The following is a 23,220-nucleotide window of genomic DNA, read 5'->3' as shown; positions in this document are numbered from 1 at the left end:
ACGGGCAGGGTGGTCCCGACGGCCGCACCGAGGCGTCGGCACAGTTGCAGCGAGAGACTGGAGTCGAACCCGAGTTCCTTGAACGGCCGGTCCACGTCGATGTCGTCGGGTCGTTGGTGGCCGAGGACGCGGGCGGCGACGGTGCGGGTCAGTTCACCCAGGTCACCCGTCTGGACGGTAGCCTCGGCGCCGCCGTCGACCGCCCCGTCGTCGGCGGGTTCGGCGGTGATCCAGTGCCGAGCGCGCTGGAAGGCGTACGTGGGCAGGTCGACGTGGCTGCGCCCGGAGCCAAGGGCGATCGTCCAGTCCACCGGCACACCGGCGGCCCAGGCCTGTCCGAGCGCACGGAGCAGAGCGTCGTACTGCGGCTGGTCACGGCGTTGCGAGGCGACGACGACGCCCGGCACACCCGCAGCCTCGACGCACTCGGACATGGCGAGTTCGAGCACCGGGTGGGCGCTGACCTCGACGAAGACCCGGGCGCCCAGACTGACCAGGGTCTGCATGGCGAGGTCGAACCGCACGGTGTGGCGGAGATTGCGCAGCCAGTAGCTGGCGTCCATGCCGGCCGTGTCGAGCACATCACCGGTCGCGGTGGATACCACCGGAATCACCGACGACCGGGGCGTCAGCCCCTCCAACTCCGCAACCAACCGGTCGGCGACGCTGTCCACGGCGGCAGAGTGGGAGGCGTAGTCGATGAGTACCAGCCGCGCCCGTACCCCACGCTTGGTCAACCGGGCGGCGAAGGCGTCCAGGACCGGGACCGGACCGGCGACGACGGTGGACGACGGGCTGTTGACGACTGCCGTCTCCACGCCGTCGGGCAGTTCCGGCTCGACCTCGGCCCGGCCGAGGCCGACAGAAAGCATGCCGCCCCTGCCGGCCAACTCGCGGATCAACCGTGCGCGGGTCACGACGATCCGGGCGCCGTCCTCAAGCGACAGCCCGCCCGCGACGCAGGCCGCGGCGACCTCGCCCTGCGAGTGGCCGACCACGCCCGCCACCGGAACGCCGGCGGAGAGCCACACCTCACCGAGGGAGACCATGACCGACCACAGCACCGGCTGCAGCAGATCCACCCGCGACAGCCAGGTCTCGTCCTCGCTCTGGAGGAGGTCGGTGACGGACCAGTCGACGAGGGCGGACAGCGCCTGGTCGCACGCGGCGAGCCGGTCGGCGAAGACCGGGGACGTCGCGAGCAGCTCGCGGGCCATGCCGGCCCGTTGCCAGCCCTGGCCGGGGAAGACGAGCACGACCCCGCCCGGCGCGAGACCGGAGGGCTCGGCGGCGACCGAGCGCAGGTCCGCGACGATCGACTCCCGGTCGGCACCGACCACCACCGCCCGGTGCTCCAGGGCGGCCCGGGATGCCGCCAGGGCCCGCGCCACCGCCGGCACCGGGGTGGTCCGGCCCGGCCCCTCCCACCAGTCGGCCAACCGACGCGCCTGGGCTTGCACCGCCGCGGCGGACCGACCCGAGATCAGCACGGGCACCGGCCCCTCGACCACCGGGGCGACGCTGGTTCCGGCGGTGTCGCGGGGCGCCTCGGCGAGGACCAGATGACAGTTGGTGCCGCCCATGCCGAACGCGCTGACCCCGGCGAGCAGTGGCCGCCGCCCGGGCCACGGACCCGGCTCCGTGTTGACACGCAGCCCCAGGTCGTCGAGCGGGACCGCGGGGTTGGCGGAGCGGAAGTTGAGGCTGGCCGGGAGTTCCCGGTGCCGCAGAGCCAGCACCACCTTCAGCAGACCGGCGATGCCGGCGGCGCCCTCGAGGTGGCCGATGTTGGTCTTCACCGAACCGACCAGCAGTGGATCATCTGCCGGGCGGGCGCGGCCCAGGACGGCGCCGAGCGCCGCCGCCTCGACCGGGTCGCCGACGGGGGTGCCGGTGCCGTGCAGTTCGACATAGCCGACCTGCGCCGGAGCGACCCCCGCGCGTTCGTAGGCGCGACGCAGCACCTGCTCCTGACCGGCCTGCCGTGGTGCGGTGAGCCGGTCCCCGCCGCCGTCGTGATTCGTCGCGCCGCCCCGGATGACGCAGTAGACGCGGTCGCCGTCGGCGACGGCACGGTCGAGCGGCTTGAGAACGACCAGTGCGGCACCCTCACCCCGGACATAGCCATTGGCCCGCGCGTCGAAGGTGTAGCACCGCCCATCCGGCGACAGCGCGCCGAAGTCGGCGGTGTAACGGGCGGTGTCGACGAGTAGGTTCAGGTTGACTCCGCCGGCCAGGGCGATCTCGCACTCGCCGGAGCGCAGGCTCTCGGCCGCGAGGTACACCGCGAGCAGTGAGGACGACTGTCCCGTGTCGACGGTGAGGCTGGGTCCGGAGAGGCCGAGTCGGTAGGAGATGCGGTTGGCCAGGACGCTACGGTGCAGGCCGGTCAGGACGTGCGGCCCGTCCTCGCCCGCTCCGTGACCGTACACCAGCTTGGCGTAGTCGTCGGCCATCGCACCGATGAAGACGCCGACCGGGCGGTCGGTCAGGTGGTCGGCGGGCACGCCGGTGTCTTCGATGCCCTCCCAGGCCAATTCGAGCAAAAGGCGCTGTTGCGGGTCCATCATGCGTGCTTCACGCGGTGAGATGCCGAAGAAGCCGGCGTCGAACCGGTCGACGGCGGGCAGGAAGCAGCCCCAGCGGGCCGGGTCGTCCGGGCCGGTGGGCCGCCACCGCTCCGGAGGCACCTCGGTGACGGCGTGCCGGCCGTCGCGCAGCAGGGCCCAGAAGGCGGCCGGGTCGGGTGCCTCCGGCAGCCGGCAGGCGAGGCCGACGACGGCGATCAGTACGCCACCCGGGGGCGGTACGAGCAGGTCAACGCTTGGCGTGGTCGACAATGTATCTCCCCGTGATGTCGGCCGGTTGCGTCGCACCGTCGAACTGGACGGCGCAGAGTTGGGCGTAGAGCCCGCCGTGGCGCAGCAACTCATCGTGGCGGCCCTGTTCGACGACCCGGCCGCGGTCGAGTACGAGAATCTGGTCGGCGTTGCGCACCGTCGACAACCGGTGCGCGATGACGAGACAGGTACGACCCGCCAGGACATGTTGCAGCGCGCGTTGCACGGCGACCTCGGACTCGGAGTCCAGGTGTGCGGTCGCCTCATCGAGGACGACGATGGGCGGTGCCTTGACGAGCAGCCGGGCCAGGGCGAGCCGCTGCTGCTCACCGCCGGAGAGCCGGTATCCACGGTCACCGACCACGGTGTCGAGCCCGTCGGGCAGGTGCCGCATAAAGTCGGCCAGCTGGGCCGCCTCCAGCGCGGCGTGCATCTCGGCATCCGTCACGTCCGGCCGGGCGTACTCGAGGTTGGCCCGGATGGTGTCGTGGAACAGGTGGGAATCCTGGGTGACCACGCCGATGGCCGCGCTGAGCGAGGCGAGCGTCAGGTCGCGCACGTCGTGTCCGTCGATACGGACGGTGCCGGACGTCACGTCGTACAGCCGGGGCAGCAGTTGCAGCAGGCTGCTCTTCCCGGCGCCGGACGGGCCGACCAGGGCGACCATCTGGCCGGGTTCGGCACAGAAGGACACGTCACGGACCACGACCGGGTTGGGCACCTCCGCCGGCGGTCGCGCGGTCGACGCGGACAGGTCGCCCTCGGCGCTGCCCGGGTAGGCGAAGACGACATTGCGGTACTCGACCCGGCCGGTGGCGCCGGCCAGTGTCACCGCATCCGGTCGCTCGGCGACGTGCGGTGCGAGGTCGAGCACCTCGAAGACCCGGTCGAAGCTGACCAGGGCGGTCATCACGTCGACGTGCACGTTGGAGAGCCCGACGAGCGGGCGGTAGAGCCGGGTGAGCAGAGCGGCCAGCGCCACGAGCGCGCCCAGTTGGATCCCACCGTCGATCACCTGGTAGCCGCCGAAGCCGTACACCAGCGCGGTGGTGACGGCGGCGAGCACGGTCAGCGTGACGGCGAAGATCCGGCCGTACATGAAGACGACGACCCCGGCGTCGCGCAGATCCCTGGCGTTGGCGGCGAACCGGCCGGCGTCGTCGGCACGGCGGCCGTACAGCTTCGACAGCACCGCACCGGCCACGTTGAACCGCTCGGCCATGAAGCCACCGAGCGTCGCGTCCGCCTGCATCTGCCGCCGGGTCACGTGTTGCATGCGGCGGCCCACGATGCGGGCCGGCAGGTAGATGAACGTCGGCAGCAGGATCGCGATGACGAGGGTCAACTGCCACGAGAGGTACGCCATCGTGGCGAGCACCGCCGCCATGCTGATGACGCTGGAGACGACGGACGACAGCGTGGTGGTGAGTGCGCGCTGCGCGCCGTTCACGTCGGCGCCGAGGCGGCTGAGCAGGGTGCCGGTGTGGTTGTGCGTGTAGAAGGCGACCGACATGCGTTGCAGGTGCTCGAAGACCTGGATCCGCAGGTCGCACACGACACCCTGACCGATGCGCGCGGAATACCAGTGCTGCGCGAGGTTGACCACGCCGTTGACCAGTGCGACGACCGCGACCAGCGCGGCGAGCCCGACCACCACGCCCACGTCGCGGGGCAGGATGCCCCGGTCGATGATGAGCTTGAGCAACAGCGGATCCAGCACGACGGCCGTCGCGTCCAGCGACACCAGCAGCAGCAGGATCAGCAGGTCCCGCCGGTAGGGACCGGCGTAGCGCACGATCCGGCGCAGGGTGCCCGGCCGGATACGCCGGCGGGCCGCCGACCTGTCCTGGAGCAGGGAGTGGATGCCCGGGTTGGTCATGTCGGTGCGGTTCCGCCGGCGACCGGGGCCTGCACCTCGGCGAGCACGTCGTCGGTGTGCTCGCCGAGTTCGGGGGCACGGCGGCGGAAGGTGTCCAGACCGGCGCCGAACCGCACGGGGAAGCGCACCTGTGGCACGAGCGTCCCGCCGGGGGTGGTTCCCTCGCCGACGAGACCGCGCGCCCGCACGTGCGGATCGGCTTGGAACGCCGCGGCGTCGTCGAGCACCGGGGCCCAGGGTACGTCCATAGTGGATAGCTGTGCGCTCCACCAGTCGAGCGTCCGGGCCGCCACCACTGCGGTGAGCAACGCGTGCACGTCGACCTTGTGCCGGGTACGTGCTCGGCGGCTGTCGTAGGCGTCGGTTTCCAGTTCGGGGAATTCCGGTGCCAGGGCCGTACGGAAGGTGAGCCAGAACCGGTCTTCGAAAAGCACCAGTGACAGCCGCCTGCCGTCGGCGGTTTCGAACAGGTCGTAGTCGCCCATGACCAGCGGGCTCTCCGCCGGTGTCGCGAGGTGCCGCAACGGCAGCAGCATGGGCGCCGTCCAGGCCGAGGCCGCCTCGTGCGCGGCGACGTCGATGTGCTGCCCGGAGCGGCTGGCTCGGGCCCCGGGCAGGACCACCGCCAGGGCCAGCGCGGCGTACATCGCGGCGGCCAGGTCGGCGACCCGGATGCCGGCGCGATCCACCCGCTCACCCGCCCGGGACGGCACGGCGAAGAAGCCGGCCAGGGCCAGGAAGTTGAGATCGTGGCCGGGCCGGTGCGCGTACGGGCCGTCCTGCCCGAAGCCGGACAGCGAACAGAGCACCACGCCGGGATTGACGGCGCGAAGTCGTGCGTAGCCCAGGCCCATCCGGTCGAGTACGCCCGGCCGGAAGCTCTCCACCACCGCGTCGGCCGTCGCCACGAGCCGAAGGAATGCCGCCACACCGTCGGCGGTGCGCAAATCGAGTGCGACCGATCGCTTGTTGCGGTTGATGGCGGCGAAGCCTTCGGCGTCGATTCGCCGGCTCGGATCGCCGCCGTCAGGCGACTCCACCTTGATGACGTCGGCACCCAGGTCCGCGAGCAGCATGGTGGCGAAGGCGCCCGGCAGCAGCCTGGTGAGATCCAGGATCCGTGCCCCGTCGACCGCCGACCACGTTACCGTCATGTCGTACCCCCGTGTGGTCTCCTCCGCCGCGCGTGCTGGGCGCGGCCCGGTCGGTCGTCAGCCCCCCATCTGTTCGACGAGGCTCTTCGGCCGCAGGTCGGTCCAGTTCTCCTCGACGTAGGCGAGGCAGGCGTCGCGGCTGTCCTCGCCGTGTGCGATGGTCCACCCGGCGGGCACCTCGGCGAAGTGGGGCCACAGCGAGTGCTGGCCCTCGTCGTTGACCAGCACGTAGAAACGGCCGTCGGGGTCGTCGAAGGGGTTCGTCACGGTTTCCTCCCATGCTTCAGGTCGTGCAGAGGGTCAGACAGCACGCAGCAGGTCGCGTGCAGGGTGAGCTGTCAGATTGCGGTGCGTCGCGGCGGCGGATCGGGCGTCAGCGCACGGGGTGTCGCCAGCCGCGCGGGTCTGGGCCGTCGCCCCGTTGCGCGGCCACCAGCGCGACACGCAGCCGCTCGGTGATCGGGGCGTCTGTGCCGGACCCGGCATCCCACGCACCGTCGGCGGTGACGATGCGACGGATGCGGGTCACGCCCGCAGCGGTGCCGCAGGCGAACGCCTCCGTGATCTCGCCGCGCGCCGCGCCGTCACGCAACTCCGCCAGGGCCAGCGGTCTCTCCGTGGCGCGCAGTCCCGCTTCGCGGGCGAGGGTGAGGAGCGAGTCACGGGTCACGCCCGGCAGGATCGTGCCGGTGAGCGGTGGCGTGATGACTTCGGCGTCGGCGCCACTGCCACGTACGACGAAGACGTTCATGCCGCCCATCTCCTCGACCCAGCGCCGCTCCTTCGCGTCCAGATAGAGGACCTGCTGGCATCCGTGCTCGGTGGCCTCCTGCTGGGCGAGGTATCCGGAGGCGTAGTTACCGGCACACTTCGCCTCACCGGTACCGCCGACGGCGGCCCGCGTGTAGGTGTCGGTCACCCACACGGAGACGCCGTCCTCGACTGCACCGAAGAAGTTGTCCGTCACGAAGGCCATCAGCAGATAGCGGTAGACGGTGGACGGCCGCAACCCGAGGTGCGGTTCTTCCGCATACACGATGGGACGCAGGTAGAGACTTCTGTCCTCGGCGGCGTCGGGCACCCAGGCCCGGTCGATCCGTACCAGTTCCTCGATGGACTCCGCGAACAGCGCCTCCGGCAGCTCCGGCATGCTGAACCTGCGTGCCGAGCGCTGTAGGCGACGGGCGTGGTCGGCCATCCGGAAAACCGACGTCTGGCCGCCGGGCGACCGACATGCCTTCAGTCCTTCGAAGACGACCTGACCGTAGTGCAGCCCGACCATTGCCGGGTCCAGTGGCAGGGCTCCGTACGGGCGCACGGAGGCGTTGTGCCAGCCGTGCTCGGCGGTCCAGCACACGGTTGCCACATGCTCGGTGAACGCCCGCCCGAACTGGCAATCCCGCAGCCGTGCGGCTCTCGCGGACGGGCTCAGCCGCTCGGAGTCGGCGACACCGAACCGGCTCCACGCCATCGTCGTCTCGGTAGGGACAGGCTCCAGTTGATCAGCGCGACGCGACATGCGTCACACCATGGGAGCGAAGAAGTACGTGTCGCGCCGGCTGAACAAGCCGTCCGGTGCGACCTTGAAGAAGTCGGCGAACCTCAGCCGGACCTGGTCGCCCGACTTGAGTACGCCTTCGAAGTCACCCTGAACGGCTACGGTGGTGCCGTCGCTGACCGTTCCGCGCAACGTGTGCCGGCCGGTGGCGATCACCCGATCCGCACGGTAGAACTCGTCGAGCGCGGCACGGCCCTTGAAGGTGTCGTGTCCAGGTCGGTCGTAGACGGCGTCGGGCGCAAATAGTGAGAGCAGGCCGGTTACGTCGCCCTTATCGACGAGTTCGTAATAGCGCCGGACAAGCACCAATGCTTCTTCTGAAATGATCATGCAGGAACCACTTCCCCCGTAAGACCTGCTGCTGGTACGGCCCAGGTGAGTTCTCGGATGCACGCTTCACGCAGCACCACAACGCCGGACCTTATGGGCTCTGTATCGATACATTCGACTTCCCGATTGCCCAACCGAACTATAACGGCTGTCCGTACCGACCGGAACCCTTCCACCGCCACGAATATGGCTTCACATTGCGTTACACCGCAGCCGGCCGGCCCAACCGCGCCAGGACGTCGCGCACCAGGTCTTCGGTGGCGTCGTGCAGGAAAAAGTGGCCGCCGGGGAAGACCCGCAGCTCACTCGGCCCCGTGGTGAACTCACGCCAGGCGGCCACGTCACCCACCCCGACATCGGCGTCGGCCTCGCCGGCGTAGACGGTCATCGGCGCGCTCAGCAGCGCACCCGGGCGGTGCCGGTACGTCTCGATCAACCGCAGGTCACTGCGGAACGCCGGAAGCACCAACTCGCGCATGTCCTCGTCGGCGAGCAGCCACATGTCCGCCGCGCCGAGCCGGCTCATCTCCGCGACGAGCTCGTCGTCGGACGCGCGGTGCAACTGCCGGGCGGACCGCCGGTTCGGCGCGGCGTTCGCCGATACGAAGACGTGCGCCACCTGCACGCCGTGCAGGATCTCCAGGCGCAGCGCGACCTCGTAGGCGATCGCGGCGCCCATGCTGTGCCCGAACACCGCCACGTCGCAGCCGAGCTCGCTCCGCAGGGCGCCCGTGACCAGGTCCGCCATCCGCGGCAGGTCGTCGACGCAGGGCTCGCCGAGCCGGTCCTGACGGCCCGGATACTGTACGGCGAGCAGCTCGACGTCGTGCGGCAGCAGCGATGTCCACCCGCGGTAGGCGGCCGCACTGCCACCGGCGTAGGGCAGGCAGACCAGCCGCAGCCGCGGCGACGGCACCGGACGATAGCGACGTAGCCACGTCGTTCCCGATGATTGCAGGACACTGTCTGACATGGACTCCCCCGTGTTGGCGACTGCGGGTGCCGCGCGGCACCCCACCGCCCGCTGTCGACCGTCCGGGTCCACGCGCCGCACGGTGCGATCAGCGCCTGGGCGCCAGCCCGGCGTCATAGGCGGCGATCACGGCCTGAGTGCGATCTCGGACCTGGAGCTTCGCCAGCACACTGCTGACGTGTGTCTTCACGGTCTGCCGACCCAGCACGAGTCTCGCGGCGATTTCGGTGTTTGACAACCCCTGTGCCATGAGACGCAATACCTCGCGCTCTCGGGCGGTCAGCGCGGCGACCGCCGCCAGGTTGCCGCCGGGCGCCGGATCGGCCTGCTCGCCCGGCAGGAGGTAGGTCACGGGGACCACCCGCGACGAGCCCCCCGCCGCCAGCCGGATCGCGTGGGCGATCTCGCTCGCCGAAGCCCGTTTGAGCAGCAGCCCGTGCGCCCCCGCCCGCAGCGCGGCGTGCACATAGGCATCCTGCTCCAGGGTGGTGAGGATGAGCACCCGCGGCGGCGAGACGAGGGCCCGCCGCAGCTCGGCCGTGGCCTGGATGCCGTCCATCACCGGCATCCGTACGTCCAGCAGCACGACGTGCGGCCGGGTTGCCTTGACGGCCGCCACGACCTCGCTGCCATCGGCGGCCTCGCCTACCACGCGCAGATCGTCGTTGGCCTCGATGAGAACCCGCAGGCCGGCGCGGACCAGCTCCTCGTCGTCGACGAGTAGAACGTCGATGCCCACGGGACCAGAGTCTAGTGCGTCGTCGCCGCCACCTCGTCCCGCGGCACGTGCGGCAGCCGGATGTGCACCCGCCAGCGCTGGCCGACTGGTCCGGCGGTGAGCAGCTCGCCGCCGAGCAACACCACCCGTTCCCGCATGCCACGCAACCCACCGGAGTCCGGCCCGACGCCGTCCGCCTGCCGAGCCACGGCCGGCGGCGAGCCGGGGCGGCGCAGCGGGCTGTCCACGCACAGGTCCAGCCGGTCCGCGCCGACCTCCACCCGTACCGAGACCGGCACCGCGCCGCCGTGGCGCAGCGCGTTGGTGAGGCCCTCCTGCACGATGCGGTACGCCTCCCGGGAGATCACCGTGGACAGCACGCCGACCGGGCCGTTCACGGTGGCGTCGACCCGGGCCCCGGTGATGCGCGCGTTGCGCACGAGCGTGTCCAGCTCGGCCAGCGTGGGGCCGGGAGGGGCGGCCGACGGGTCACCGCGCAGAAGCGTCAGTACCCGTTCGAGGTCCTCCATCGCGCCGCGGCCGGTCCGTTCGATCGCGCCGAGTGCCTCACCGACGAATGCGCTGTCGCGCTCGTGGACCTCGCGCGCCGCCATCGCCTGGAGCACGACGGTCGCCAGCGCGTGCCCGATCGCGTCGTGCAGCTCACGGGCCACGAGGTTCTGCTCCAGCAACCGCTCGGCCCGCGCCTCGGCGGCGACCACCCGCTCGCTGGGCGAGGGTCCCAGCAGCCACAACGCCCCCGCCGCCAGCAGCCTGCCGGCGAGCGCCACCGACCAGACCGTCACGACCGCGACCAGCGGCGCCAGCACCAGCCAGAGGGGCGACCGGTCGGCCGGCAGGGAGAGCCCGTAGAGCACCACGTCGGTGGCACCGAACGGCGCAGAGAGCAACACCACCGTGGACTCCAGCATCGCGACGGTGAAGTAGGCGACGACCACCCCCACCTCGAGGCGCAGCAGCAGCCATGCGACGGTGCGCCCACGCGCGGACCACGACCGGTCGCCGCCGGGCAGCACGGCCGCGTCCCCGCGGAACAGCAGTAGCCGCGCCTGCGCCCGCTCCACGTCGCGTACCCGGGGCAGCAGGCCCGCCACCAGCAACACCGGAACCGGCACCACCAGCAGCAACGCGGCGGTCCGCAGCGCCGGCCCCTCCAGCCCCGGGGTGATGGCCGTGCATGCTGCGGCGAAGCCCGCGGCGATCAGCATGTGCAGCCATCTGGCATAGGTGATCGGCGCGAACAGCGGTGTCACGAGTGCGGGCACGCTTCCATCATGTCATTTCCCACCGCGCCGCCGGCCTGCTAAACCACCCCGTGGCGGGAGCAATCTCCCTCCCGTGGGGGAGCCGCACGGCGGGCCGCTTCACGAACATGGTGAGCATGTCTACGGGAGGCAAGGGCCATGATCGAAATACGTGAGCTGAGTAAGCGGTACGGCAAGACCCTGGCCGTCGACCGGCTCACCTTCGACGTCACCCCCGGTCACGTCACAGGTTTCCTCGGGCCCAACGGCGCAGGGAAGTCGACCACCATGCGAATGGTCCTCGGGTTGGACCGGCCCAGTCACGGCGACATCCGGATTGACGGCAAGCGCTACGTCGACCTCGCCGAGCCACTTCGGCACGTGGGTGCGCTACTCAACGCGAAGGACGCCCAGGCCGCCCGGACAGCCTACGAGCACCTGCTCGCCATCGCGCAGACCAACCGGATCCCCCGGCGGCGGGTCGACGAGGTGCTGGCCATCGTGGGTCTGACCGACGTGGCCGGGCGGCGTATCGGCGGGTTCTCGCTCGGCATGTCGCAGCGTCTGGGCATCGCGGTGGCACTGCTCGGCGACCCGCCGATCCTGATGTTCGACGAGCCGATCAACGGTCTGGACCCCGAAGGCATCCTCTGGATCCGCAACCTGATGAAGGGCCTGGCCAGCGAGGGCCGCACGGTGTTCGTCTCCAGCCACCTGATGAGCGAGATGGCGATCACCGCCGACCACCTCGTCGTGATCGGCCGTGGCAAGCTGCTGGCCGACACCACGATGGCCGATTTCATCAAGGTCAACGCACGGGGCGTGGTGCGGATCCGCTCCACCGCGCAGGACCGGCTGGAGTCGTTGATGCGCGCCGAGGGCATGGAGGTCGTCGTGCACCCCGACGGCCTGATCGAGACCGACGAGCGGCACACCGCGCGGGTCGGACAGCTCGCCGCCGAGGACGCCATCCCGCTGCTGGAGCTGAGCCCGCAGCGGCCGTCCCTGGAGGAGGCGTTCATGCGGATGACCGCGAGCGCGGTGGAGTTCTCCGCCGCGACCCCCGTCGGCCGGCCGGCCGAGCGGGCCCGGCAGTTGGCCGGCAGTAGCCGGAACGAGGGAAGGTGAGAATGCCCGCGCAGGCGGTTCTCAGATCGGAGTGGACGAAGGTCCGCTCCGTACGCAGCCACGCCTGGACCCTGGCGGCCACGTTCGTCGTGGTGCTCGGGATCAGCGCGACGGTCAGCAGCTTCTACGGCGAGGGCGAGAGCCAGAGCCCGGACTTCGACGCCACGGCGCTGGCGTATTACGGCCTGAACTTCGGCCAGCTGGCGGTGATCGCGTTCGGCGTGATCGTGGTGAGCGGCGAGTACTCCAGCGGCATGATCCGCACCTCGCTCGCCGCGGTGCCGCGGCGCGGGCTGTTCCTGGCCTGCAAGCTCGCCGCGGCGACCGCAGCGATCCTGATCATCGGCATGATCACCAGTGTGGTGACGTTCTTCGTCACCCGTGCGCTGATGCCCAACCCGGCGTCCCTCGATGATCCGGGCACCGTCCGAGCCATCGTCGGCGCCGGGCTCTACCTCGCGCTGCTGGCGCTCTTCTCGATGGCGGTGACGTTCATGCTGCGCAGCTCGGTGCTGGCGATGGGCGTGCTGATGCCGATGTTCTTCCTGATCTCGCCGTTCGTCGCCTCGATCGAGCAGGTCGAGCCGGTAGCGAAGTACATGCCCGACCGCGCCGGCATCCTGATCACGCAGAGCAAACCCGCGGCGGACTCGCTCGGCCCCTGGGTCGGCCTGGGTCTCATGGCCGCCTGGGTGGCCGTCGCGATCGTCGGCGCCTGGATCGTGCTCCGCCGCCGAGACGCCTAACCCCCGGGGCGTCCGTGCCGGCTGTACCTTCGCGTCGAGCCGACGCGAAGGTACAGTCGCGCTCGGGGCCGATGCTTCGTCAGCCCGACCAGGACCAGGCAGTCGAGAATCGGCCGGCACCTCCTTTCACCTCCTTTGCCATAACAAGGAGACAGCCTGCCCGAGACGTGCCTGAAACGCGCCGATACACGATCAGACGTCGACGCGAGGTACTAGCGACGAACGTCTGTGTCTTGCTAGGCTCGGCTCCACGTCATGAATGACCAACGGGGGCTCCGCTGAAATACGGTCACTGATTGACCAGGTTTCTTTCAGCGTGGATTCCGAAGGTCTCCACTCCACTTGGCCTGACCAGGATCCAGCGCACCGTCTGCACTTCCGGGGACTTCTGTCCGCCGAGGGGTACGGCGCTTCCGACATGCCGGGGGGTCATTGCAGCGTGCACATCTTATAACGGCGGTGAAATGGTCGTCTCGCATTTTTCGGTCAGTTTCGACGAAGAGTACTCGGTCGGTGGCACCCCGCTGGTTTCCGTCGAAGTTCCCGTGCGTGGCCGGATGCGTCGCATCCGGCTGAAGATCGAGGCGGGCAACCAGTTCGGCTCGATCAAGGCCCGCACCGCGCATGGGCTGCTCACCACGCTGGAGACGACCGGGCGCCTCAGCCCCGGACAGCGGGTCGTCGAGTCGTCCTCCGGCAATCTCGGTGTGGCGCTGGCCGGGCTCTGCGCCGCCCGGGGCTACCGGTGCACCCTCGTCGTGGACGCCACCGCACCGCCGGAGAGTGTCCGCCGCATCGCCGCGTACGGCGCCGATGTCGTGCAGATCGGTGACGTGAGCGGTGGCAACGCGGTGCGGGCCCGGTTGAGCAGGGTGCAGGACATCCTCCGGACGGACTCGTCGGCGGTCTGGACCGACCAGTACCACAGCCCCGCCAATCCCGACGTGCACTATCGGTGGACGGCTCCCGAGTTGGTCGGCGATCTCGGCGGCGGGCTGGACGCGGCGGCCGTGGCGGTCTCCACGGGCGGCACGCTGGCCGGGGTGTCGCGATATCTGCGGGAGCAGCACCCCGGCACCCGGGTGATCGCCGTGGACGCCGTCGGGTCGGCCGCGACCGGCGGTGACCCGGCCCCGCGACCGTTCAAACTCGCCGGCTTCGGCTCAGGTGTACGGTCGTCGTTCCTGGCCCCGGCGGACTGGGACAGGCGCGTGCGGGTCGACGACCTGGACGGCGCCCAGGCATGCCGGATCCTCCGGGAACGCACCGGTCTCGCGCTCGGCGGCTCCGGCGGTGCCGCGGTGCTCGGCGCCGTGGTCGCGGCCATTGAGGATCCGGAACTACGTGACATCGCGTGCATCTGCGCGGACGGCGGCGAGAAGTACGCCGCCACCGTCTACAGCAACGCGCTGCCCGAGCTGCTGGACAGGCCGTCCGAACTCACCGAGGCACTCGGCTGCTTGGGCCTGGCCCGGCCCTACTGAAACACCCGACCCGCCGGTCGCACCGGTGCGACCGGCGTACGCGTCGGCCGTGGTCGCGGCCGGCCCTGCGGAAGCGCGGTCCGCAACCGTGGCTGACCCGCCTCTCGGTGCGACAACCGCATCGTCAGGCGGGGTCGATGCTCGGGCGAAGGTTCGTGGCCGAGCACGGGCCTGACGACAAGGCGTTGCCCCGGCCGGCCCTCGTCGGATGGTCCACATCGGACACGAGGGCCCGTCCGCCGCCCGCCGTCCGCGACGAGCCCAGCCCTACCCAGCCTTGCGGGGCGGCTCTGGGGTGCGCAGACGGCAGCCGGCGGGACGGCCGACCGTGAAGGAACGGCCCACCGTGCGGCCCGTACCGCGTCGCGTTGTCCAGCGCTGTTTCAGCCGGTCTGCCCGCGCGCTGACGCGCCGATCAGCACGGCCATGTTCCCGGGTTCGTGCCGATTCTCGTACAGGGCCTGGTGCAGTGAACCGATCTCGCTCATCGGCTCGGCCACCGTCACGCACGGATCCAGCCGGCCCGCGCCGGCGAGCCGGACCATCGCCGCCGTCTCCCGCACGTTCGCCGCGTGCGAGCCCTGCAGTCGCTTCTGGTGCATCCAGAGAAACCGCAGATCCAGGTCCCCGTTGTAGCCGCTCGTCCCGGCGCAGGTGACCACCATTCCCGCGTGGTCGCACAAGTAGATCGACGTCGGCAGGGTGTCGCGGCCCGGGTGCTCGAAGACGATCCGCGGGTTGCGGCGCTCACCGAGCACCTCCCAGAACTTGCGCCCGAAGGCGCGTACGCCGGACATCCACCTCGCGTACTCCGGCGTGTCCTGGTCGGGCATCCGACCCCAGTGGTCGAACTCGGACCGGTTGATCACTCCGACCGCTCCCAGCCGCCGGCAGTACTCGGCCTTGGCGTCGCTGGAGACCACGGCGATCGGACGGCCGCCGAAGAGGCTCACCAGTTGGATGGCCATCGACCCCAGGCCACCCGCGCCGCCCCACACCAGTACCGGATCACCGGGTTGCACGGTGTGCGGGTGCCACCCGAACAACTGACGGTAGGCGGTCGCCGCGCAGCCGATCATCGCCCCGGCGCCCTCCCAGGTGAGATCGGCGGGCTTGGCATAACACTGGTACTCGTCGACCAGGCAGTACTGCGCGAAGGAACCGAAGTTGCTCTCGTAGCCCCAGGCGACCTGGGACCGCGAAGCGGTGGGATCGACCCCGAGACGGATGTCGGGCGCGGACTCGTTCCATTGCAGGCCTCCGAAGACGACGTGGTCGCCCACCCGGAACTGGGTGACCTCGGAGCCGACGGCGTAGACCACACCGGAACCCTCGGTGCCGGCGATGTGGAAGTCGTGCGGGTCGCCTTTCTTCTGCCGGAGGGCGATCACGTCGGCGGGTGCGCCGAGCGCCGCCCACACGCCGTTGTAGTTGATGCCGGCCGCCATGACCGAGACCAAGAGCTGCTTGGGGCCGACCGGCGGCACCTCGACGACCTCGATCTCGAACGCCTTCGCCGGCTCGCCGTAGCGGCTACGGCGGATCAGCGCCGCGCGCATGAATCGTGGGACCTCGCCCAACGGCGCGGTCGTGCCCAGGTCGTGAAGCTCCTGCATCAGTCACTTCCCTTCTCGTACGATTTGGGGAGCCGGTCGCCGAGCCGGTCGACGACGACGGCCAGAGCTTCCGGACGCAGCAGGTCGCCGTGCGCGAACGGCAACGGGTGACCGGTTATCCGCCCGGTGACGAACGGCTCCCACCGCCTCGCCGCCACGGCCGGATCGGTCCCGTCCGCGACGAACAGTTGCAGCTCGCCGTCGAAGACCTCTGGTCGGTACGTCCGGCGAAGGCGCAGGCCGGTCCGGAACGTCTCGAGCACCGTGCCCACCCGGTCGGCCAGCAGGTCTCCCAGCGGCCCGCCGTGCTCCCGGAGCTCCTCGGCGGCCCGGTCCACCGTCAGCCCCGCGGTCCCGGTCGAGCCGACCGTGACGTCCGCGGCCTCCAGCAGCACCGGCAGGAGGTCCGCGGCGGTGGGCACGACGACGTCGTCCCCGTCCTGCGCCGGAAAGGCGTCCAGCAGCGCCAGCAGTTCGACCCGCTCCCCCGTCGCCCGCAACGCGGTCGCCATCGCGTGTGCCACCAGACCGCCGAAGGACCAGCCGACGAGGTGGTAGGGGCCGTGCGGCTGGACCGCCCGCAACTGCGCCACGTAGTCGGCGGCCACCTCCGCCACGTCGTCGGGTTGGTAGCCGGGAGTGCTGTAGACGCGGGCCTGGAGCCCGTACACCGGCTGGCCGGGCGGAAGGTGGCGCAGCAGCCCGTAATAGCGCCAGCTCAGGCCACCACCGGCGTGCACACAGAACAGCGGCGGCCGGTCGCCCCCGGCCCGCAGCGGAAGCAGCACGGCGAAGCTGTCCGCCGCGCCGGCCACCGAGTCGTCCAGCGCCGTGGCGACCTGCGCCGGGGTAGGCCCGGCAAACAGCGTCTGGATGCTCAGCCGCGCACCGAAGACCGTTCGCAGCCGGGTCAGCAGCGCGGCGGCCAGCAGCGAGTTGCCACCCAGCGCGAAGAAGTCGTCGTCCAGTCGCACCCGCTCGGCACCCAGGACCTCCGCGAAGATCGTGCAGAGCAGCGCCTCGCGCGGGGTACGCGGCGACCGGCCCGTCCCGGAGGCGGACGACGGCAGCGGCAGCGCCGCCCGGTCCAGCTTGGCGTTGCTGGTCAGCGGCAACCGCTGCAGCGTCACGAACGCCGAAGGCACCATGTAGTCAGGCAGCGACCCACGCAGGTACTCCGCTAGCACCGGCGGCTCCGGCACCGTGGCGCCGGGCGCCGCGACCAGGTACGCCACCAGACGCCGGTCACCCGGCCGGTACTCCCGGGCCAGGACGGCGGCCTGCCCGATCGCAGGGTGGCCGGTCAGCGCGGTCTCGATCTCCCCGGTCTCGATCCGGAAGCCGCGGATCTTCACCTGGTCGTCGACCCGGCCGACGAACTCGAGCCGCCCGTCCGGCCGCCACCGGACCAGGTCACCGGTCCGGTACATCCGGGTGCCGGGCGGCCCGAAAGGATCGGCCGGGAACATGCACGCCGTCGTGGCCGGGTCCCACTCGTAGCCCTGCGCCAGACCGGATCCGGCGAGGTACAGCTCTCCGGCGACGCCGACCGGCACCGGGCGGGCGAACGCGTCGAGGACGTAGCCGCGCATGTTGTCCAGCAGCCGGCCGATCGGCACGGTGTCGCCCACCGGGTCGCCCTGGCGCATCGCGTGGTGCACCGCGAAGACCGTCGCCTCGGTCGGCCCGTACCCGTTGGTCACCACAGTCCGTGGACACGCCGCGAGCACCGCCCGTACCGCGTCGGCCGAGACCACGTCGCCACCGGTGCGGACCTCGCGCAGGCCCGCGAAGCAGGCCGGATCCTCCTCGGCCAGCAGCCGGAACAGCCCGGCGGAGAGCCACAGGCCGGTGATCCGCTCGCCGACGATCAGGTCGCGCAGCACCGCGGTGTCCAGCGCCTGCGGCGGCGCGACGACGACCTCGCCGCCGTTGAGCAGCGGCACCCACCATTCCAGGGTCGAGGCGTCCCACGCGTGTGGCGAGTGGAACAGCACGCGCTCCTGGCTGCCGGTACGCCAGCACCGGTCGGCCGCCAGCTCCACGACGCCGCGATGGGTGACCGCGGCCCCCTTCGGCAACCCCGTCGAACCCGAGGTGTACATGACGTAGGCGACCTGGTCCGGCGCGACCGGCGGCAGGGGTGGACCGGAGGCGTCGCCGGTGCCGGTGAAGTCGTCGAGGGTCACCGGGACGACCGTCACCCGGTCCTCCAGTCCGGCCAGCCAGTCGTCCGTGCGGTCGGCCCCGGTCAGCAGGAACGGCGCCGCGGTCTCGGCCAGAATCAGCCGCTGCCGGGCGGCCGGGTGTTTCGGGTCGAGCGGTACGTACGCGCCGCCCGCCCGCCCGACGGCGAGCGCGGCGAGCACGAGTTCTACCGAGCGCTCGAAGAGCAGGCCCACCCGCTGGTCCGGCCGCAGGCCCGCGCCGACGAGGCGGCGGGCCAACCGGGTGGCGGCCCCGTCCAGTTCCCGGTAGGTCACGGTCTGCCCGCCCAGCGCCAGCGCGGGCGCCTCCGGCCGCTCGGCCGCCACCCGGGCAAAGGCGTCGGTGATCGTCTGCGGGCCGTCGCCGACCGGCTGTCGCGTGGCGTTCCACTCGACCAGCAGGGTGTGCCGTTCCATCTCGTCGAGCAGGCCGAGCCGGCCCAGCGGCTGCTCCCAGTCGACCGCGGTGGCCGCCAGTACCCTCTCCAGCCGTCCCAGGAGCGCTCTGGCGGCCTCCGGGGCGATCAGGTCGCTCCGGTAGTCCAGCCGCAGCCGCAGCCCGCCACGGGCTGGTGAGGCCGCCACGACGACCGGGTAGTGCGCCGAGTCACGGCCGTCGACCCGGGTGACTCGTAGGCCGTCCGGCGCGCCCGTGGCACCCTCCCCGGCGGCGTCGATCGGGTAGTTCTCGAACACGAAGGCCGTGTCGAACAGTTCGCCGACGCCGACCAGCCGCTGGATGTGCGCCAGGCCGAGGTGGTGATGCGGGGTCAGTTCCGCCTGTTCGTCCTGTACCCGCCGCAGCGTCTGCGGCCAGGGGGCGCCAGGGTCGAGGCGTACCCGAACCGGCACGGTGTTGATCAACAGACCGACCATCGTCTCTATGCCGGCCAGCTCCGGCGGCCGGCCGGACACGGTGGCGCCGAAGACGACGTCCCGGCGGCCGGTCAGCCCGCCCAGCACGACCGCCCAGGCGGTCTGGAGCACGGTGTTGAGGGTCACCCCGGTCGCGGCGGCCCGGCGTTGCACCGCCGTGGCGACGTCCGCCGGCAGGTCGGCGAGGAGCCGCTCGGGCAGCCGGTCGGCCGGGCCGGGCTCGGGCCGGCTGAGCCGGGTCGCCTCGGTCACGCCGGACAGCGCCAGCCGCCAGGCCGCCTCGGTGCCGGCCCGGTCCTGTCCGACGAGCCAGCGCAGGTAGCGGCGGAAGTCCCCGGCCGGCGGCAGACCGGCGGCAGACCCTCCGGCGGCGTAGAGACCCACCAGGTCGCGCAGCAGCAACGGCGCCGACCAGCCGTCGAAGAGGATGTGGTGGTTGGTGAGGACCAACCGGTACCGCCGGTCGGCGATCCGCACCAGCAGCAGGCGGAGCAGCGGCGGACGATCCGGGTCGAACCCGGCCCCGCGTTCGGCGGCCGCCAGCCGGTCCAGCTCGGCAACGCGCTCCGCCTCGGGCAGGGATGTGACGTCGACCTCGGTCCACGGCAGCTCGACCCGCCCGGGCACGTACTGCACCGCGACGCCGTCGGTCAGGTACCGGAATCCGGCGCGCAGGTTCGGGTGGCGCTCCAGCAACGCCGCACCGGCCGCCCGCAGCGCCGCCGCGTCGAGGTCGCCCTCGCAGTCGACGGCGAGCTGCACCAGGTACGGGTCCAGCCCCTCGCCGCCGTGACGGAGGTGGAACAGCAGGCCCTCCTGGAGCGGTGCGAGCGGCAGCACGTCGACCAGCCCGGCCGTGTCCTCCTGCAACGCGTCGAGGTCCTGCTGGGTGAGGTCGACGAGCGGGAAGTCCGACGGGGTGTACCCACCGCCGCCGGGCCGGCCGGCGCACTCCACCAACGCGGCGAGCGCGGCGTGCCACAGCTCGGTCAGCTCCCGCACCTCGGCGGCGCCGAACATGCCCGCCGGCCAGCTCCAGCGGGTGAGTAGCCGGGGGCCGCCGGCCTCCTCCCGGGTGATGGCGGTGACGTCCAGTACGTGCGAGACGGCCAGGCCGGGATCGCTGCCGGGCAGCCGGAGTTCGTCGGCGGTGGCCGGCGACCAGCCGGTGCCGACGGAGGCGGCACCGGCGGACCGGCCGAGGTAGTTGAAGCCGATCTGCGGCGGGGCGAGCGGGGCGAGCACCGCGGCGGTATCCGGGTTGAGATAGCGCAGCATCCCGTAGCCCAAGCCGTTGTCGGGCAGCGCCCGCAGGGTCTCCTTGACGCGTTTGAGGAGCGTGCCGGCGTCGGACACCGCGCCCGGGTCGATGCCGCCAAGGTCGACCGCGACCGGGTACATCGTGGTGAACCAGCCCACGGTGCGGGTGACGTCCAGGCCTGGACCCGCGTCCTCGCGGCCGTGGCCCTCCATGTCCACCAGCACGGCCGGCGCGACGGCGCCGCGCCGTTGCCGCCACCGGGCCACGGCCAGGGCCAGCCCGGTCAGCAGGACCTCGTTCGGCTGCGCGTGGAACGCGGCCGGGACGGACGTCAGCAGCGCGGCGGTGACCTCGGCCGGCAGCTCGGCGCTGACGGCCTCCGCCGTGCCACGCACGTCGCGCCCGGGATCGAGCGCCCGGGCACCGAGCGGTGGCTCCGGACGGGCCAGCATCCGCGACCACACCGGCAGTTCGGCCACCCGCCGAGGATCGTGCGCCGCCTCCCGCAGCGCCAGCGCCCAGCGGCGCAGCGAGGTGGGCACCGGAGGGAGTACCACGGGCTCGTCGCCGGTCGCCGACTCCCACGCCGCGGCCAGGTCCGGCAGCAGGATGCTCCAGGAGACCCGGTCGACGACGAGGTGGTGCGCGACGACCAGCAACCGGCCCGGCGTCCCCGGCCCGGCGTCGAACCAGACGACCTCGGCAACTGCGCCGGCGTTCGGATCGAGCCGGCGGCGGGCCGCCTCGCCGTGGGTGCCGAGCGCGTCGCGCAGGGCCGCCGCGTCCAGGTTCGCCACGTCGACGCGGCGGACCCGGTCGGCGGCGGCCACGCTGCCGCGCGGCCCGACGGACAGTTCCCAGGTGTCGGGGCGGCGGTGCAGACGGATCCGCAGCGCGTCGTGGTGGTCCAGCACGGCCTGCACCGCGCGGACGAGCCGGTCCAGCCCGATCCCGGCCGGGACCCGCAGTAACCTCGACTGGTTCAGGCCCTCGATCGGACCGCTGAGCCCGCGCAGCCACGACACGATCGGCGTCAGCGGCAGCGTGCCGGTGCCGTCGTCGGCCACCGCCTCCGCAGGCTCGGCCTCGGTGGCGACAGCGGCGAGAGCGGCGACGGTCTGGTGCCGGAAAATGTCGCGCGGGGTGAAGACCAGTCCGGCCCCGCGTGCCCGGCTGACCAGCTGGATGGCGACGATGCTGTCGCCGCCGATCGCGAAGAAGTTGTCGTCCACGCCGACCCGGTCCAGTCCCAGCACGCTGGCGACGAGCGCGCAGAGCTGCGCCTCGCGACCGTCGGCGGGCTTCCGGAGCGGGCCGGACGGGTCGCGGGGTGCGGGCAGGGCGGCCCGGTCGACCTTGCCGTTGACCGTCAGGGGTAGTTCGGGCAGGCGCACGAAGGCCGACGGAACCATGTAGTCGGGGAGGATCGCGGCCAGATGGGCGCGCAGCTCCGCCTCGCCCGGGTCGGCGCCGGGATGCGCGACGACGTAGGCGACCAGGCCCCGTCCGCCGGACGTGTTCGCCCGCACCAGCACGAGTGCCTGCGCCACACCGGGCGCGCTGGCCAGGGCCGCCTCGATCTCGCCCAGCTCGATCCGGAAGCCGCGCAGCTTCACCTGGTGGTCGGCCCGGCCGAGGAAGTCGAGCTGGCCGTCGGCGCGCCGGCGGACCAGGTCGCCGGTGCGGTACATCCGCCCGCCCGGCCCGCCGAAGGGATCGGCGACGAACCGGTCCGCGGTGAGCCCGCGCTGTCCCAGGTAGCCCCGGGCGAGGTTGACGCCGGAGAGGTACAGCTCACCCGGGACCCCGGCCGGGACCGGGTTCAGATGGACGTCGAGGACGTACGCCCGGGTGTTCGGCAACGGCCGTCCGATCGGCGGCACGCCCGCGCGTGCCTCGAGGGGCTCGGTCATCGTCGCGCAGACCGTCGCCTCGGTCGGTCCGTACGCGTTGAACATCCGCCGTCCGATGGCCCAGCGTGCCGCCAGATCGGCCGGCGGTGCCTCGCCGACGACGGCCAGCGTGCGCACCGACGGCAGGCTGCCGTCGGGAAGCCTGCTGAGCACGGCGGGTGGCAGTGTCACGTGGCTGACCTGGCGCTCCGCGATCAGCTCGGGCAGGTTGGCCAGCTGCACGAGCCGGTCGGCGAGCCCCAGCACGACGCACGCGCCGGAAACCAGCGGCGCGCACAGCTCCGACATCGCGGAGTCGAAGCTGAGGGAGGCGAACTGGAGCATCCGTGCGCCGGGACCGATGTCGTACACGACCTTGCGGGTCAACAGCAGGTTGGGGATGCCCCGGTGGGTCAGCACGACACCCTTGGGGCGGCCGGTCGACCCGGAAGTGTAGATGACGTAGGCGGGATGGTCGGCGGTGAGTGGCGCCGTCCGGTCGGCGTCGGTCAGGTCGCCGTCCGCCCGGGCGGCGAGGTCGGCCCGCACGCCCGCGTCGTCGAGCACGAGCCGGCGCGCGGCGGCGGCGGGCAACTGCCCGGCAACCGCCGAGGTGGTGACCAGCACGGCCGGCGTGGCGTCGGTGAGCATCAGCGCGATCCGCTCGGCCGGATAGTCCGGGTCGATCGGCAGGTAGGCCGCGCCGCTCTTGAGCACCGCCAGCACGGCGACGACCATGTCGACCGAGCGCGGGACGGCGAGCGCGACGAGCTGCTCCGGTCCGGCCCCGTGGTCGCGCAGCAGGCGGGCGAGACGGTTGGCGCGCGCGTTGAGTTCGGCATAGGAGAGGACCTCGACGCCGAACTCCACCGCCGGCGCCTCGGGAGTACGGGCGGCCTGCGCCTGGACCAGGTCCGGCACCAGCAGGTCCGGTGCCCTGCTCACGGTCTGCTGCCACTCGGCGAGCAGTTCCCGACGCTCCTCGGCGTCGAGCAGGTCCGCCGCGCCGATCCGCTGGTCGGGTTCGCGTACGACGGCCTGGAGCAGGCGTACGAACCGGGCGGCGATCTTCTCCGCGGTGCCGCGTTCGAACAGGTCCGCGGCGTAGGCGAGGGTGCCGGTCATCCCGGCGGGCCGGCCGTCGGCGCCGGAGATCTCGGTCAACCGCACCGACAGGTCGAACTTCGCCGACGTGGGTCCGGTGCCGGCGCCGAGTTCATCGCTCTCGGCCTTCAGGCCGGCGGCGTCGAGGCTGGGGGTGAGCGCGGCGGGCGTGCTCGCCGGTTGCAGCGA

General features: G+C 71.9%; 14 protein-coding genes. 3 read left to right on the top strand and 11 right to left on the bottom strand.

The features are described from left to right. From AAH979_RS40525 to AAH979_RS40485, 9 genes are all read right to left on the bottom strand, one after another. Positions 1-2,840, bottom strand: a 2,840-nt coding sequence (locus tag AAH979_RS40525) for an acyltransferase domain-containing protein (protein ID WP_346263429.1), incomplete at its 3' end; no start/stop codon positions are given. Next, positions 2,818-4,719 (bottom strand): ABC transporter ATP-binding protein, encoded by a 1,902-nt coding sequence (locus tag AAH979_RS40520; RefSeq protein WP_346263428.1) that lies wholly within the window; start codon positions 4,717-4,719, stop codon positions 2,818-2,820. The genes AAH979_RS40520 and AAH979_RS40525, both read right to left, overlap by 23 nt. Beyond that, the gene (locus AAH979_RS40515) at positions 4,716-5,873 is read right to left on the bottom strand and encodes a CaiB/BaiF CoA-transferase family protein (protein ID WP_346263427.1); all 1,158 of its coding nucleotides are present in this window, start codon (positions 5,871-5,873) and stop codon (positions 4,716-4,718) included. The genes AAH979_RS40520 and AAH979_RS40515 overlap by 4 nt, the downstream gene beginning before the upstream one ends. Before the next feature lie 57 nt (positions 5,874-5,930). Beyond that, entirely contained in the window at positions 5,931-6,140 is a 210-nt protein-coding gene (locus tag AAH979_RS40510; RefSeq protein ID WP_346263426.1) for an MbtH family protein, read from the bottom strand. Positions 6,141-6,246: 106 nt separating this feature from the next. Next, positions 6,247-7,344 (bottom strand): branched-chain amino acid aminotransferase, encoded by a 1,098-nt coding sequence (locus AAH979_RS40505; RefSeq protein WP_346263425.1) that lies wholly within the window; start codon positions 7,342-7,344, stop codon positions 6,247-6,249. 51 nt (positions 7,345-7,395) lie between these two features. Next, positions 7,396-7,761: a nuclear transport factor 2 family protein gene (locus tag AAH979_RS40500; protein ID WP_346263424.1), complete on the bottom strand. Its 366-nt coding sequence runs from the start codon at positions 7,759-7,761 to the stop codon at positions 7,396-7,398. Between the two features lie 202 nt (positions 7,762-7,963). Continuing rightward, positions 7,964-8,677 carry an alpha/beta fold hydrolase gene (locus AAH979_RS40495; protein WP_346263423.1) on the bottom strand — a complete coding sequence of 238 codons (714 nt, stop codon included), beginning with the start codon at positions 8,675-8,677 and terminating at the stop codon, positions 7,964-7,966. A 145-nt stretch (positions 8,678-8,822) separates the two neighbouring features. Beyond that, a complete protein-coding gene (locus AAH979_RS40490; protein WP_346263422.1) occupies positions 8,823-9,473 on the bottom strand; it encodes a response regulator transcription factor in 651 nt (216 codons plus the stop codon). A gap of 11 nt (positions 9,474-9,484) precedes the next feature. Beyond that, positions 9,485-10,738, bottom strand: coding sequence for a histidine kinase (locus AAH979_RS40485; RefSeq protein ID WP_346263421.1), 1,254 nt, complete (start codon positions 10,736-10,738; stop codon positions 9,485-9,487). Between the two features lie 138 nt (positions 10,739-10,876). Here AAH979_RS40485 and AAH979_RS40480 point away from each other — a divergent pair, with 138 nt between their 5' ends. The 3 genes from AAH979_RS40480 (at position 10,877) to AAH979_RS40470 (ending at position 14,075) form a co-directional block, all read left to right on the top strand. Beyond that, positions 10,877-11,845, top strand: a complete 969-nt coding sequence (locus AAH979_RS40480; protein ID WP_346263420.1) for an ATP-binding cassette domain-containing protein — start codon at positions 10,877-10,879, stop codon at positions 11,843-11,845. Positions 11,846-11,847: 2 nt separating this feature from the next. Next, positions 11,848-12,591 (top strand): ABC transporter permease subunit, encoded by a 744-nt coding sequence (locus AAH979_RS40475; RefSeq protein ID WP_346263430.1) that lies wholly within the window; start codon positions 11,848-11,850, stop codon positions 12,589-12,591. 464 nt (positions 12,592-13,055) lie between these two features. Beyond that, positions 13,056-14,075, top strand: a complete 1,020-nt coding sequence (locus tag AAH979_RS40470; protein WP_346263419.1) for a pyridoxal-phosphate dependent enzyme — start codon at positions 13,056-13,058, stop codon at positions 14,073-14,075. A 383-nt stretch (positions 14,076-14,458) separates the two neighbouring features. On the opposite strand, the gene ccrA is transcribed toward AAH979_RS40470, so the two are convergent. Together ccrA and AAH979_RS40460 are read right to left on the bottom strand one after the other, a co-directional pair. Further along, positions 14,459-15,691: a crotonyl-CoA carboxylase/reductase gene (gene ccrA / locus AAH979_RS40465; protein WP_346263418.1), complete on the bottom strand. Its 1,233-nt coding sequence runs from the start codon at positions 15,689-15,691 to the stop codon at positions 14,459-14,461. Next, positions 15,691-23,097 (bottom strand): amino acid adenylation domain-containing protein, encoded by a 7,407-nt coding sequence (locus AAH979_RS40460; RefSeq protein WP_346263417.1) that lies wholly within the window; start codon positions 23,095-23,097, stop codon positions 15,691-15,693. Before AAH979_RS40460 ends, ccrA begins: the two co-directional genes overlap by 1 nt. Between the last annotated feature and the right edge of the window lie 123 nt (positions 23,098-23,220).

The organism is Plantactinospora sp. ZYX-F-223 (genome assembly GCF_039649625.1).
Classification (GTDB): Bacteria; Actinomycetota; Actinomycetes; order Mycobacteriales; family Micromonosporaceae; genus Plantactinospora.
This window is presented reverse-complemented; position numbering and strand designations above follow the sequence as displayed.